This window comes from Halomonas sp. I5-271120 (assembly GCF_030553075.1).
Taxonomy (GTDB): domain Bacteria; phylum Pseudomonadota; class Gammaproteobacteria; order Pseudomonadales; family Halomonadaceae; genus Onishia; species Onishia taeanensis_A.
The window spans coordinates 1,936,161-1,950,704 of the sequence record NZ_CP130701.1; the positions used below are offsets into that span (position 1 = coordinate 1,936,161).

5 protein-coding genes, 2 tRNA genes and 3 rRNA genes are annotated in these 14,544 nt (G+C 58.8%); all 10 read left to right on the plus strand.

Going from position 1 to position 14,544, the window contains the following annotated elements; genetic code table 11:
* Positions 1–207: 207 nt before the first annotated feature.
* The 10 genes from lldD to Q2K57_RS08660 all read left to right on the plus strand — a co-directional run bounded on the left by lldD (position 208) and on the right by Q2K57_RS08660 (position 14,442).
* A complete protein-coding gene (lldD, locus tag Q2K57_RS08615) occupies positions 208–1,362 on the plus strand; it encodes an FMN-dependent L-lactate dehydrogenase LldD (protein ID WP_304524858.1) in 1,155 nt (384 codons plus the stop codon).
* The gene (locus tag Q2K57_RS08620; RefSeq protein WP_304524859.1) at positions 1,363–4,275 is read left to right on the plus strand and encodes an FAD-binding and (Fe-S)-binding domain-containing protein; all 2,913 of its coding nucleotides are present in this window, start codon (positions 1,363–1,365) and stop codon (positions 4,273–4,275) included.
* 130 nt (positions 4,276–4,405) lie between these two features.
* Entirely contained in the window at positions 4,406–6,139 is a 1,734-nt protein-coding gene (locus Q2K57_RS08625) for a hypothetical protein (RefSeq protein WP_304524860.1), read from the plus strand.
* 671 nt (positions 6,140–6,810) lie between these two features.
* A 16S ribosomal RNA gene (locus tag Q2K57_RS08630) occupies positions 6,811–8,351 on the plus strand.
* A gap of 198 nt (positions 8,352–8,549) precedes the next feature.
* Positions 8,550–8,626, plus strand: a tRNA-Ile gene (locus Q2K57_RS08635).
* Positions 8,627–8,733: 107 nt separating this feature from the next.
* Positions 8,734–8,809 (plus strand) — tRNA-Ala (locus Q2K57_RS08640).
* 215 nt (positions 8,810–9,024) lie between these two features.
* A 23S ribosomal RNA gene (locus Q2K57_RS08645) occupies positions 9,025–11,910 on the plus strand.
* A gap of 112 nt (positions 11,911–12,022) precedes the next feature.
* Positions 12,023–12,138 (plus strand): 5S ribosomal RNA (rrf, locus tag Q2K57_RS08650).
* The 16S, 23S and 5S rRNA genes sit together here with 2 tRNA genes alongside, the layout of an rRNA operon.
* A gap of 487 nt (positions 12,139–12,625) precedes the next feature.
* Positions 12,626–13,606, plus strand: coding sequence for a biotin--[acetyl-CoA-carboxylase] ligase (locus Q2K57_RS08655; RefSeq protein WP_304524861.1), 981 nt, complete (start codon positions 12,626–12,628; stop codon positions 13,604–13,606).
* On the plus strand, positions 13,603–14,442 hold the full coding sequence (locus tag Q2K57_RS08660) for a type III pantothenate kinase (RefSeq protein ID WP_304524862.1): 840 nt from the start codon (positions 13,603–13,605) through the stop codon (positions 14,440–14,442). Before Q2K57_RS08655 ends, Q2K57_RS08660 begins: the two co-directional genes overlap by 4 nt.
* Positions 14,443–14,544 lie beyond the last annotated feature (102 nt).

Here is a 14,544-nt window from a genome sequence, read left to right on the forward strand (position 1 = left end):
ACAGGTGCTTGGCAGGCGCGCATGACCGGGGCTGTTCGTGTATGAGGCGTTGATACCGCGCTAGCGCTACCCGGCCAAGCCGATGGCTATCATAACCGGATGCAGATGGCGTGCACCGCCAAGCAGGTAGCTTATCCGCTCCTATCGCTTTCCATGCCAGTAGCTATCCATGCCATTAGATAGCGCATCCATTGCACAGGGCTCGCCATGATTATTTCCGCTCCCACGGACTACCGCCAAGCCGCCAAACGTCGTATTCCGCCCTTTTTGTTTCACTATGCGGACGGCGGGTCTTATACCGAGCATACGCTGCGACATAACGTCGAGGATCTTGCCGGAATCGCGCTGCGCCAGCGCGTGCTCAAGGATATGTCCAGCCTGTCACTGGAAACCGAGCTGTTTGGCGAGTCCATGGCCATGCCGATCGCGCTGGCTCCCGTGGGGTTGGCCGGCATGTATGCTCGCCGAGGCGAGGTTCAGGCGGCGCGAGCGGCGTCCCAAAAAGGCATTCCGTTCACGCTGTCGACGGTGTCGGTGTGCCCCATCGACGAGGTGGCCTCGGCCATCGATCGCCCCATCTGGTTTCAGCTCTATGTGCTGAAGGACCGGGGCTTCATGAAACATGCCCTGGAGCGCGCCAAGGCCGCCGGCGTCAAGACGCTGGTCTTCACGGTCGATATGCCGGTGCCGGGGGCGCGTTATCGCGATGCGCACTCTGGCATGAGCGGCAAGTTCGGGCCGGTGCGGCGAATGGCTCAGGCCGCGATGCATCCCTCCTGGGCCTGGGATGTGGGCATTCATGGCCGCCCCCATGACCTCGGCAATGTGTCGGATTATCGCGGCCATCCGACGGAGCTCGAGGATTACATCGCCTGGCTTGGACAGAATTTCGATCCCGCCATCTCCTGGAAGGACCTGGAGTGGATTCGTGAGCTGTGGGATGGCCCGATGATCATCAAGGGAATTCTCGACCCCGAAGATGCCCGTGAAGCGGTGCGCTTCGGTGCTGACGGCATTGTCGTTTCCAACCACGGTGGCCGTCAGCTCGATGGTGTTCCCTCTACCGCTCGTGCTTTGCCGGCGATCGCCGATGCGGTCAAGGGCGATATCGCCATCTTGGCTGACTCCGGGATACGCAGCGGTCTCGATGTTGTGCGGATGATTGCCCTGGGGGCGGATACCGTCTTGCTGGGGCGTGCATACATTTATGCCCTGGCCACTGCCGGCGAGGCGGGCGTGGCTCACCTGCTGGAGCTATTCGATAAAGAGATGCGGGTCGCGATGACGCTTACCGGTGCGCGTAGCATCGCTGATCTCGGCCCGGGTTCTCTGGTGTCGGGTCTCAACCATGGCGTTGAGTAAATGAAAGCTCTCTACAGTGAACTCCTCGAAGCGCTGCGCGACACGCTGCCAGACGAGCGTCTGATTCATGATCCCTTGCGTCTGCTGGCCTACGGCAGCGACGCCAGCTTCTACCGGCTGATACCGCAGCTGGTCGTGCGCCCGCGCGATGAGCCTGAGTTAATGACGGTGTTGCGTGAATGCCATGCACGGCGGCTGCCGGTGACCTTTCGCGCTGCCGGCACCTCGCTCTCGGGTCAGGCAGTGACCGACTCGGTGCTGATCCAGCTCAACCAGGGCTGGCGTGACTACCAGGTCCTCGACGAGGGGCGAGCGATTCGCCTGCAGCCGGGGGTGATCGGCGCCCGCGCTAACCAGTTGCTGGCGCCTTACGGCCGCAAGATTGGCCCCGATCCGGCCTCGATCAATAGCTGCATGATCGGCGGTATCGCCGCTAACAACGCCTCGGGCATGTGCTGTGGTACCGCGCAAAACAGCTATCGCACCCTGCGTGATATGCGCCTGGTGCTGGCCGACGGCACGGTGCTCGACACCGCCGATCCGGCAAGCGTGGCGGCGTTCCGCCAGAGCCATGCGTCTCTGATCGACGGCCTGGAACGGCTTTCCGTCACCACACGCACCGATGTGGAGTTGGCCAAGCGCATTCGCCACAAGTACCGGCTCAAGAACACCACCGGCTATGCCCTCAACAGCCTGGTGGACTTTCGCGACGGCCTCGACATCCTCACCCACCTGATGATCGGCTCCGAGGGCACGCTGGGGTTCATCAGCAGCATCACCTACGACACCGTGCCCGATGAGCCGGTCAAGGCCGCGGCGCTGGCCTTCTTTCCCGACATGGCCACGACCTGCCGGGCGACCATCGCCCTCAAGCAGACTCCGGTATCGGCGGTAGAATTGATGGATCGCGCCGCTCTGCGCTCGGTGCAGGATCAGCCGGGCATGCCCGAGGTGCTTAAGTCCCTGCCCGAGGGGGCGGCGGCGCTCTTGATCGACGTGCGCGGCGATGACGCGGCCATGATCGAGGCCCGCGAGGCTCGGGTGCATGAGGCCCTGGAGGGCATTCGCTCGCTGGAGCCGCTGTCCTTCACTCACGATGCCGACCAGTACGCCCTTTACTGGAAGATCCGCAAGGGGCTCTTCCCGGCGGTGGGCGCCGTGCGCGAGACCGGTACCACTGTGGTTATCGAAGACGTGGCCTTTCCCGTCGAGCGGCTCGACGAAGGGGTGCTGGCGCTCACCGAAACCTTCCATCGCCATGGCTATCGCGAGGTCATCCTGTTCGGGCATGCCCTGGAGGGCAATCTGCACTTCGTCTTCCCGCAGGGCTTCGAGCGCGACGGCGAGGTCGAGCGTTACCAGGCGCTGATGGACGACGTGGCTCAACTGGTCGGCGTCGAGTACGGCGGCTCGCTGAAGGCCGAGCATGGCACCGGGCGCAACATGGCGCCCTATGTGGAGCTCGAGTGGGGCGCCGACGCCTATGCCCTGATGTGGCAGCTCAAGGCGCTGTTCGACCCCGACAACCTGCTCAACCCCGACGTGATCCTGAGCCGCAACAAGACCCTGCACCTCGAGAACCTGAAGCCGCTGCCCGCCGCTGATCCGCTGGTCGACAAGTGCATAGAGTGCGGCTTCTGCGAATCGGTATGCCCGTCGAAAGACCTGACCCTGACGCCTCGGCAGCGCATCGTGGTGCGTCGCGAGCTGGCGCGCCTCGATGCCTTGGTGGATAGCCAAGCGGGAGAGGGCGCGAGTACGCAAGAGCGTGAGCGGCTTGGTCAGCTATGGCAGGACTATGCCTATCAGGGCATCGAGACCTGTGCCGCCGATGGGCTGTGTGCCACCCAGTGCCCGGTGGGGATCAATACCGGCGACCTGGTGCGTGATCTTCGCCATGAGCGCAATACCGGTCAGGCTGCCATGGCGCATCGCCTGGGGCGGCATTTCTCAGGCACGACGCGACTGGCGCGCGGCGCACTCAACCTGGCAACGCTTGGTCATGCGGTGCTTGGCGATAGCGGTACCGAAAAGGTTGGACGTGCGCTGCATCAGGGAAGTGGCGGCAGGCTGCCCCAGTGGTCACCGACCACCCCCAAGGCAGCGCCGGTTCGAGTCCTTAAGGGGGTTTCCCAAGACGGTGCTAAAGCCAGCACCAGTAGTAGAAGCAGCAAGAGTCGGGATAAAGACAGTCGTCGGCAGGGTAGTCGCGACAAGGTGGTCTACATGCCTTCCTGTGCGACCCGGGTGTTCGGCGCCGGTCACCATGATCCTGAATCCCGCTCGGACATGGAGCTGACGCTGGCGCTTCTGGACAAGGCCGGCTTCGAGGTGATCATTCCGGCGATCTCTGGACACCTGTGTTGCGGGATGGCCTTCCAGTCCAAGGGTCAGTACGCCGAAGCCGACCACAAGGCGCGGGAGCTCAATCGCGAGCTGCTGGCGGCCAGCCAGAACGGTCGCTACCCGGTGCTCTGTGATACCAGCCCCTGCACCCTGCGCATGCAGGAAACTCTGGATGAGCGGTTATCGCTGCAGGAGCCGGTCGCCTTCGCCCACGACTACCTGTTGTCGCGTCTCAAGCTGACACCGGTGGACGAATCCGTGGCGGTGCATGTGACCTGCTCCAGCACTCGTATGGGGCTTGCCGACAAGTTCGTGGCCCTGGCCAAGGCCTGTGCCCGCGAGGTGGTGGTGCCTGCCGAGATCACTTGCTGCGGCTTCGCCGGCGACAAGGGGTTTACCACGCCTGAACTCAATGCCTCGGCCCTCGACGGCCTGGCGGAACAGGTCGCCGGATGCCGGGTTGGCTATTCCAACTCTCGGACCTGCGAGATCGGCCTCAGTCAGCATGGCGGCATTCCCTACCGCTCCATCCTTTCGTTGCTGGATCGAGCCAGCAGCGTGCGGTGAGCGTGTCCTCGGAGAACGTGCGCACATCTGTCGCTGTTGTACATGCCCCGTTCTCTATCGTTTTCCGCTAAAGTGTTGAGCCCCGTTGCACGGGTGCGACAGGGAGCGAGTTCATATAGGGAGACGTCGAGTGGTAGTTCAAGGAATTCGGAAGGTGGCCGGCCATGTGGCCTGTCGTCCTCATTGTCTGTTGATTGGTATCTTCGGCCTGACGCTGCTGGCTGGTTGCTCCGAGGAAGATGCGTATTTCGTATCGGCTCCAGAGATCACGTTTGGCAGTGACGTCGCTGGTGAGCTGACATCGACTAGCGACGTCAATCTCAACGATGGCTCGCGCTATGACGCCCACTGGTTGTGCAGTGGCTCGGACGCACCGGAGTCAGGCATTGTGCGTTATGAGCTTGATGCTCCCTTTGCCGCTCGCCTTTCGGTCTTCGGCGAGCAGGGGCGATGGCTGGGCAGTGTCTCAAGTCAGTCCGACGGCGAGCCCGCGGTGCTGATGGCCTCCGCTGATGCCTGCCACCTGCTGGCCGTTAGTGGTAAGGACAGCAGCGCCTTTGGCCCCTACCACTTAGTGGCCGATCCGGTCCCCGCCGCATCCGATCTCGAAACAGGCCAGCCACTGGTCGGGCGGCTACGGGATGGTCGTACCGAATACCCCCTTACGCTTGAGGCGCCCGCTTGGGTCGACCTGGCGCTCTCTGGCGACGTCAACCTGGATCTGAGTCTGTCTGGTGAGGGCGTCAACCAGCAGGCCAGCGCTTGTGCACCCGGCGAGCAACGACTTGATACTTACTTGGACGCTGGTGAGTACCGGGTCATGGTGGAGCGCAGCGAAGCAGCGATCCAGGCAACATCTGAGCCATGCGAACGTCACCTGCTGACTGTTGGCGGAGTTCATCGTCTCGAAGTGGGGCTCAATGACCTGTCTGATGGCCGTCGTAATGCGGGGCCGCTCCGCGATGGCGACCGCATCACCGGCGATCTCCAGGCGACATCCGGCAATGCCTATACCCTGGTGGTTGAAGAACCTAGCACCGTCACGTTGGAGCTACGCTCATCGGATTTCGATACCGTGCTTAGTATCGTGGGGGAGGGCAGCAATCTGGTCGACGACGACGGTGGCAACGATAGTGACTCGCGGCTACAAACCGTACTCATGCCCGGCGACTATCGCGTCGAGGTGAGTAGTTATGCTGAGGGGCATGGCGAGTACTCGCTTGATGCATCTGTTGATGCATACGGCGGCGAGTTGCGCAACAGCGGAACGCTGACGCTGGGTGAGACCTTCGGCGGCAACCTTGCCGGAGGGGGCAATACTTATCGCTTTGAGGTTGATGCGGTCAGCGAGGTCGAGCTCGCTCTAGATTCAAGCACCTTCGATCCCATGCTTCGGCTGTATGGTAACGGCATCGACCTGCGCGACGACGATGGCGGCGGCAACAACAACTCCCTGATCACCACCGTGCTCCAGCCTGGTGAGTATAGTCTGGACGTGGAAAGCTACAGCGGTACCGGGCTTTATCGCTTGCGTACCCATCAGCTTGATTTTGAGGGGCGTTTCAGCAACGGGGGCGAGGTGGCGACCGGAGAGGTGGTCTATGGTCGGTTGACCTCCGGGAGCAACTTGGTTTACCAGCTGGTCCTAGAGACGGCGCGGGATGTCGTCATCGAAAGCACCTCGGGCTCGGTAGATACCATTCTGAGCCTGATGGGCAATGGGGTCAGTGAACAGAACGATGACGCGGGTGACATGGGCCATGGGTCTCGGATTCAGCGCTATCTAGAGCCTGGCACCTACGAGATCAATGTGAGTTCCTACGGCGGCAATGAAGGATCAGTACGCCTAGCCATTGGCGACTGACAAGCAGAGTTTTACAAGGCTTCCTGCTCGCAACACGACAACGCCCGCCTTCGTGCGGGCGTTGTCGTGTCTGGCCCCTCGGCTTATCCACACCCGGTCAGCCGCCTTCATCTATCCACAACCTTGTCGTCACCTTTTTGCAAGAAAGGGGTTGTGTGGGTCCGCGATAATCCGTAAAGTACGCATCCGCTGCCGCCGACGGGTAAACGTCGGATGCGGTGAAGGGTGTTGGAACCACTTGTTTTCGTTAAAGTTTTTCGATCAGGTTTGATCGGCAGGCATTGACAAAACAGCCGGAAACGGTAGAATGCTCCTCCACTCGATCGGCGCTCAACTCGCCGCTGGTTCACTCGGTCATCTAGAGTGAGCAATAACAGCAAGGGTTGACATTCACTGCCGATTCAGTAGAATACGCCTTCCTCGCAGGGCGCCGGCCGAACGGCCAGGCAGATGCGAGATGCTCCCCTCTTATAAGAGATCGGAGCTGCTCTTTAACAATCGATCAGATAATTCATGTGGGCGCTTGTCGATGAAGGGGTGATCAGTCACCGATACTTCAAGGCAAGCGACTCGTCAAAGCAAGCCATATCGGCTTCGTTTTTTGAGACGTTTGAACCTTGAGCCAAGTTTGGTCTGCTTCTTTCTTCGGAAAGGTAAGACCGTATGATTTTAAACTGAAGAGTTTGATCATGGCTCAGATTGAACGCTGGCGGCAGGCCTAACACATGCAAGTCGAGCGGAAACGATCCTAGCTTGCTAGGAGGCGTCGAGCGGCGGACGGGTGAGTAATGCATAGGAATCTGCCCGGTAGTGGGGGATAACGTGGGGAAACTCACGCTAATACCGCATACGCCCTACGGGGGAAAGCAGGGGATCTTCGGACCTTGCGCTATCGGATGAGCCTATGTCGGATTAGCTTGTTGGTGAGGTAATGGCTCACCAAGGCGACGATCCGTAGCTGGTCTGAGAGGATGATCAGCCACACTGGGACTGAGACACGGCCCAGACTCCTACGGGAGGCAGCAGTGGGGAATATTGGACAATGGGCGAAAGCCTGATCCAGCCATGCCGCGTGTGTGAAGAAGGCTTTCGGGTTGTAAAGCACTTTCAGCGAGGAAGAAGGCCTGATGATTAATACTCGTCAGGAAGGACATCACTCGCAGAAGAAGCACCGGCTAACTCCGTGCCAGCAGCCGCGGTAATACGGAGGGTGCAAGCGTTAATCGGAATTACTGGGCGTAAAGCGCGCGTAGGTGGCTTGATAAGCCGGTTGTGAAAGCCCCGGGCTCAACCTGGGAACTGCATCCGGAACTGTTAGGCTAGAGTGCAGGAGAGGAAGGTAGAATTCCCGGTGTAGCGGTGAAATGCGTAGAGATCGGGAGGAATACCAGTGGCGAAGGCGGCCTTCTGGACTGACACTGACACTGAGGTGCGAAAGCGTGGGTAGCAAACAGGATTAGATACCCTGGTAGTCCACGCCGTAAACGATGTCGACTAGCCGTTGGGAGCCTCGAGTTCTTAGTGGCGCAGTTAACGCAATAAGTCGACCGCCTGGGGAGTACGGCCGCAAGGTTAAAACTCAAATGAATTGACGGGGGCCCGCACAAGCGGTGGAGCATGTGGTTTAATTCGATGCAACGCGAAGAACCTTACCTACTCTTGACATCGTGCGAACTTTCCAGAGATGGATTGGTGCCTTCGGGAGCGCACAGACAGGTGCTGCATGGCTGTCGTCAGCTCGTGTTGTGAAATGTTGGGTTAAGTCCCGTAACGAGCGCAACCCCTATCCTTATTTGCCAGCGAGTAATGTCGGGAACTCTAAGGAGACTGCCGGTGACAAACCGGAGGAAGGTGGGGATGACGTCAAGTCATCATGGCCCTTACGAGTAGGGCTACACACGTGCTACAATGGCCGGTACAAAGGGTTGCAAGACGGCGACGTGGAGCTAATCCCATAAAGCCGGCCTCAGTTCGGATCGGAGTCTGCAACTCGACTCCGTGAAGTCGGAATCGCTAGTAATCGTGAATCAGAATGTCACGGTGAATACGTTCCCGGGCCTTGTACACACCGCCCGTCACACCATGGGAGTGGACTGCACCAGAAGTGGTTAGCTTAACCTTCGGGGGAGCGATCACCACGGTGTGGTTCATGACTGGGGTGAAGTCGTAACAAGGTAGCCGTAGGGGAACCTGCGGCTGGATCACCTCCTTAATCGACGACTCGCCTCTTCGCGGCAAGTGTCCACAATGAATTATCTGATCGGCCAGAGCATAAGACTGTTTGGGTAAAGACCCAGCGTGACCTTAGAGTATTCGCTCAGTTGGTTAGAGCGCACCCCCTGACCTTAAATGGAAAGGAGGGTGAGGTCGGCAAGCCGGCCACGTTCTTCTCAGTGAGAGAGTAGGTGTTGGGTCTGTAGCTCAGTTGGTTAGAGCGCACCCCTGATAAGGGTGAGGTCGGCAGTTCGAGTCTGCCCAGACCCACCAAATTTTATCCGGTCCTGCGTTGCTTCGGCACTCGTGTAGCGAGCTACACGTCGCACCAAAGCGCCTTGATCCGAATAAAATTCTCCATGTCGCGTCGAGCAATCAGAGGGGCCTTAGCTCAGCTGGGAGAGCGCCTGCCTTGCACGCAGGAGGTCAGCGGTTCGATCCCGCTAGGCTCCACCATCATCCCAACAGTCATCTGTGAGTCCACAGTCACAAGCCTATCATCACAAACGATGATGTCGGGCTTGTGACTGTCGGTTCGACAGTCGCTCTTTAACAATATGAATCATGCTGACAAAAGTCCCTTTCCTACCCAGGAAAGGGCATGTGATACGTCTCAAGCGTATCCGGCAATTGTCGTGCGTCATCGCGGACCAGACCCTTTCGGGTTATATGGTCAAGCGATGAAGCGCATACGGTGGATGCCTAGGCAGTCAGAGGCGATGAAAGACGTGGAAGCCTGCGATAAGGTTCGGCGAGGTGGCAAACAACCTGCGACCCGGACATTTCTGAATGGGGAAACCCACCCAACGTAAGTTGGGTATCCCACACTGAATACATAGGTGTTGGGAGGCGAACCAGGGGAACTGAAACATCTAAGTACCCTGAGGAAAAGAAATCAACCGAGATTCCCCAAGTAGCGGCGAGCGAACGGGGACCAGCCCTTAAGCACCATGACTGATAGACGAAGTGGTTGGGAAACCACGCGATACAGGGTGATAGCCCCGTAGTCGAAATCTGATTGGTGTGAAATCGAGTAGGTCGGGGCACGAGAAACCTTGACTGAAGACGGGGGGACCATCCTCCAAGGCTAAATACTCCTGACTGACCGATAGTGAACCAGTACCGTGAGGGAAAGGCGAAAAGAACCCCGGAGAGGGGAGTGAAATAGATCCTGAAACCGTATGCGTACAAGCAGTGGGAGCCGACTTGTTCGGTGACCGCGTACCTTTTGTATAATGGGTCAGCGACTTATTTTCAGTGGCGAGCTTAACCGTATAGGGGAGGCGTAGAGAAATCGAGTCTTAACTGGGCGACCAGTCGCTGGAAATAGACCCGAAACCGGGCGATCTATCCATGAGCAGGTTGAAGATTGAGTAACATCAATTGGAGGACCGAACCAGGATCTGTTGAAAAAGATTTGGATGACTTGTGGATCGGAGTGAAAGGCTAATCAAGCCCGGAGATAGCTGGTTCTCCTCGAAAGCTATTTAGGTAGCGCCTCACGTATCACCGCCGGGGGTAGAGCACTGTTTCGGCTAGGGGGTCATCCCGACTTACCAACCCGAGGCAAACTCCGAATACCGGTGAGTGCAGCGTGGGAGACACACAGCGGGTGCTAACGTCCGTTGTGAAAAGGGAAACAACCCAGACCGTCAGCTAAGGTCCCAAAATCCTGATTAAGTGGGAAACGATGTGGGAAGGCTCAGACAGCTAGGAGGTTGGCTTAGAAGCAGCCATCCTTTAAAGAAAGCGTAATAGCTCACTAGTCGAGTCGGCCTGCGCGGAAGATGTAACGGGGCTAAATCAGGTACCGAAGCTACGGGTTCGTCGAATGACGAGCGGTAGAGGAGCGTCGTGTAAGCCGATGAAGGTGTGTTGAGAAGCATGCTGGAGGTATCACGAGTGCGAATGCTGACATGAGTAACGACAAGGGGAGTGAAAAACTCCCCCGCCGGAAGACCAAGGGTTTCTGTTCGACGCTAATCGGAGCAGAGTGAGTCGGCCCCTAAGGCGAGGCCGAAAGGCGTAGTCGATGGGAAACGGGTCAATATTCCCGTACTTCACAGTATTGCGATGGGGGGACGAAGAAGGCTAGGTGAGCCAGGCGTTGGTTGTCCTGGTGAAAGTCAGTAGGCTGGGGAATCAGGTAAATCCGGTACCCCAAGGCCGAGAGACGAGACGAACAGACTACGGTCTGGAAGTCATCGATGCCACGCTTCCAGGAAAAGCCTCTAAGCTTCAGATACTGTGGAACCGTACCCCAAACCGACACAGGTGGTCAGGTAGAGAATACCAAGGCGCTTGAGAGAACTCGGGTGAAGGAACTAGGCAAAATGGTGCCGTAACTTCGGGAGAAGGCACGCCGCATTAGGGTGAAGGGACTTGCTCCCCGAGCCTGACGCGGTCGAAGATACCAGGTGGCTGCAACTGTTTATTAAAAACACAGCACTCTGCCAACGCGTAAGCGGACGTATAGGGTGTGACGCCTGCCCGGTGCCGGAAGGTTAATTGATGGTGTTAGCTTCGGCGAAGCTCCTGATCGAAGCCCCGGTAAACGGCGGCCGTAACTATAACGGTCCTAAGGTAGCGAAATTCCTTGTCGGGTAAGTTCCGACCTGCACGAATGGCGTAATGATGGCCACGCTGTCTCCACCCGAGACTCAGTGAAATTGAAATCGCAGTGAAGATGCTGTGTACCCGCGGCTAGACGGAAAGACCCCGTGAACCTTTACTATAGCTTCACACTGGACGCTGATGTTGCTTGTGTAGGATAGCTGGGAGGCTTGGAAACGGTGGCGCTAGCTATCGTGGAGCCAACCTTGAAATACCAGCCTGGCATCATTGGCGTTCTAACTCCGGTCCGTTATCCGGATCGAGGACAGTGTGTGGTGGGTAGTTTGACTGGGGCGGTCTCCTCCCAAAGAGTAACGGAGGAGCACGAAGGTACCCTCAGCACGGTTGGAAATCGTGCATTGAGTGCAAGAGCATAAGGGTGCTTAACTGCGAGACAGACACGTCGAGCAGGTACGAAAGTAGGTTCTAGTGATCCGGTGGTTCTGTATGGAAGGGCCATCGCTCAACGGATAAAAGGTACTCCGGGGATAACAGGCTGATACCGCCCAAGAGTTCACATCGACGGCGGTGTTTGGCACCTCGATGTCGGCTCATCACATCCTGGGGCTGAAGTCGGTCCCAAGGGTATGGCTGTTCGCCATTTAAAGTGGTACGCGAGCTGGGTTTAGAACGTCGTGAGACAGTTCGGTCCCTATCTGCCGTGGGCGTTGGAAGTTTGAGAAGTGCTGCTCCTAGTACGAGAGGACCGGAGTGGACGCACCTCTGGTGTTCCGGTTGTCACGCCAGTGGCATTGCCGGGTAGCTAAGTGCGGACGGGATAACCGCTGAAAGCATCTAAGCGGGAAGCCCCCTTCAAGATGAGACTTCCCCGAGGCATAAGCCTCCTGAAGGGCCCAGCAAGACGAGCTGGTTGATAGGCACGGTGTGGAAGCGCTGCAAGGCGTTGAGCTAACGTGTACTAATGGCCCGTGAGGCTTGACCATATAACCCCAAGGGGTCTGCGCATGACGCGCACAATTGACGGATACGCGAGACGATCACGTCAGCATGATTCTTATTGCGATGAGCCGCCACGGCGACTCATCACCCGTTTCGCCTGACGACCATAGCGAGCGTGAACCACCCGATCCCATGCCGAACTCGGAAGTGAAACCGCTTAGCGCCGATGGTAGTGTGGAGTTTCTCCATGCGAGAGTAGGTCATTGTCAGGCACTTATTGAGAGAAAAACCCGGCCCTTAACAGGCCGGGGTTTTTTCGTGTCTGGACGCTCGGTCGGGCGCAAAGATGCCGGCTGGCAGCACGCATCAGGACATGACACGACAATCACGCGACAGAAAGGCTCGCCCGATGGGTGCGCCGCGATAGCTCTTCCTTATCACCCCGGCCGCTAACGCGCCCGGGGTTTTTTGTGTCTGTGACTTGAGGTCAAAGCGTCGTAGAGGGTGGTAGCCCACAAGTTTGCGCCTAAAAGGGGGGGGGAAGCGGTTCTTAGAATGACTTCGGTCATACTCTCGCCTATCTAGGTCAATGGAAGAAGGTGTTGCATTGCTGACGCCCATGGCCGGGAAATGAAACCTCGGTCTTGGCCTTGGGCTGGTCGGTACTGATGTTAAATGAGGACGCAACTTTGGTCGCGATGATTTCCGGGGGCTGCCGGCATCCGCTAGAATGGCGGTTTTTGCGGCGGGAAGGTGCGCATGACCATCGGTGAACTGATTCGCTTGTTGAGTGACGGTGACTTTCACTCTGGCGAGCAGTTGGGTGAGCATCTGGGCGTATCCCGTACTGCGGTGTGGAAACAGCTCAAGAAGCTCGAGGCAATGGATATCCCTCTGGAGGCGGTCAAGGGGCTGGGTTATCGCTTGGCCAACCCTATCGAGCTGCTGGATGGGCCGGCGATCATCGCCGAGCTATCTCGTGACAGTCGTCAGCAGATGGCGCGACTGTTCATAGAAGAGAGCCTCCCCTCGACCAACCGCTATCTACGTGATCGCTTCGAGCAGGAGGCCGGGCATGGCGAGGTGTGCTTGAGCGAGTCCCAGAGCGCCGGTCGTGGACGCCGTGGCCGTGGCTGGACCAGTCCCTGGGGGCGTGGGCTGCTGCTGTCGTTGGGCTGGCGATTCGAGTCAGGTGCCGCCTCGCTGGAGGGGTTAAGCCTGGCGGTTGGGGTGGCGCTTGCTGATGTGCTCGAGCGTCATGGCGTTGAGGTGGCGCTCAAGTGGCCTAATGACGTTCTGGTGCTTGGCAAGGGGCCATCGCGAAAGCTTGCCGGCATCCTGCTTGAGGTCAGCGGTGATCTGTCGGGCCCTTGTGAGGTAGTGATCGGGCTTGGCATCAATGTCACCCTTCCGGAGACGGTGCGTGAGGGCATCGACCAGCCTGCGGCGGCGGTTCATGATCAGCAGCCCGGTGTGACCCGTAACCGCCTGGCCGCCGATATCATCGATGCTCTGTTGGCCCTGCTGCCGCGTTTCGAAACACAAGGCTTTGCTGCCTGGCAGGACGCCTGGAACGCACGTCACGCTCACGCTGGCCAGGCCATCGATATCATTCAGGGGCCGCGACGCCAGTCAGCGGTAGCCGAGGGGGTCGATACCGCCGGTAATCTGGTGGTATGGCAGGACGGAGAGCGCCAGACACTGGCGAGCGGCGAAATCAGCGTGCGTGGTCATTCATGATTCTGGACCTGGATATCGGCAATACCCTGTCGAAGTGGCGCCTTAAGGACAGCGTGAGCAGCGAGATCCGTTCGCGTGGTGCGGTGTGGACACGCGAGGAATGGCGACCCGGCTCGGATATTCCCGACCTCGATGTGGTGAGGGCGGTTCGTATCTCAAGCGTAGCCCGTCAGAAAGTGCTGCAGGAAACCGTTGAGCTGCTGCGCCATGAAGTCGGCGTGGTGCACGTGGCAAGGCCTGTGCGAGAGTCGCTTGGCGTCGTTAATGGATACGACGACCCCGGTCGGCTCGGCGTGGATCGTTGGTTGGGGGCACTGGCGAGCTACCAACTGGCGGGGGCCTGTTGCACGGTCGACTGCGGGAGTGCGATCACCATCGATTTTGTGTTGCCCGGTGGGCGCCATCTCGGCGGCTATATCCTGCCGGGTCTGCGCCTGATGAAGGAGAGCCTCAAGCTGGGTACTCGCAACGTGGCGATCGACCCGGACAGCGAAGCCGATGAGCTGCTGGCACCTGGGCGTAATACCGTCGAGGCGGTCAATCATGGCATCTATATGGCGGCGGTCAGTGCCGTGAACCGCATCTATGGCGAAGTCTGCGACCGTGAGGGTGTGGCGCTGCCACTGTTGCTGACCGGCGGCGATGCGCGAGTAGTGTCGCGAGGCATCCGGGTTCCGCATGCCCTGTGGCCGGACATGGTCTATGGAGGGTTGGAGGCTTGTTTCCCTCAGACGGCGGCCGAACGAGCAGGGCGACTGTCGGGGGCGCCGGAGGTGCCTGCCCCGGTAACACTGGAAAAAATTCGTGCAAGCCTTGCATTCTCCATGCTGCTTTGACAGAATGCAGCGCGTTCGCAGGGCAAGCGTTTCCGGGCCGCGGTTCGGAAAAAGCAAGATAAGCGCTTGACATTGTTGCGAAAAGCGGTAGAATTTACCGCG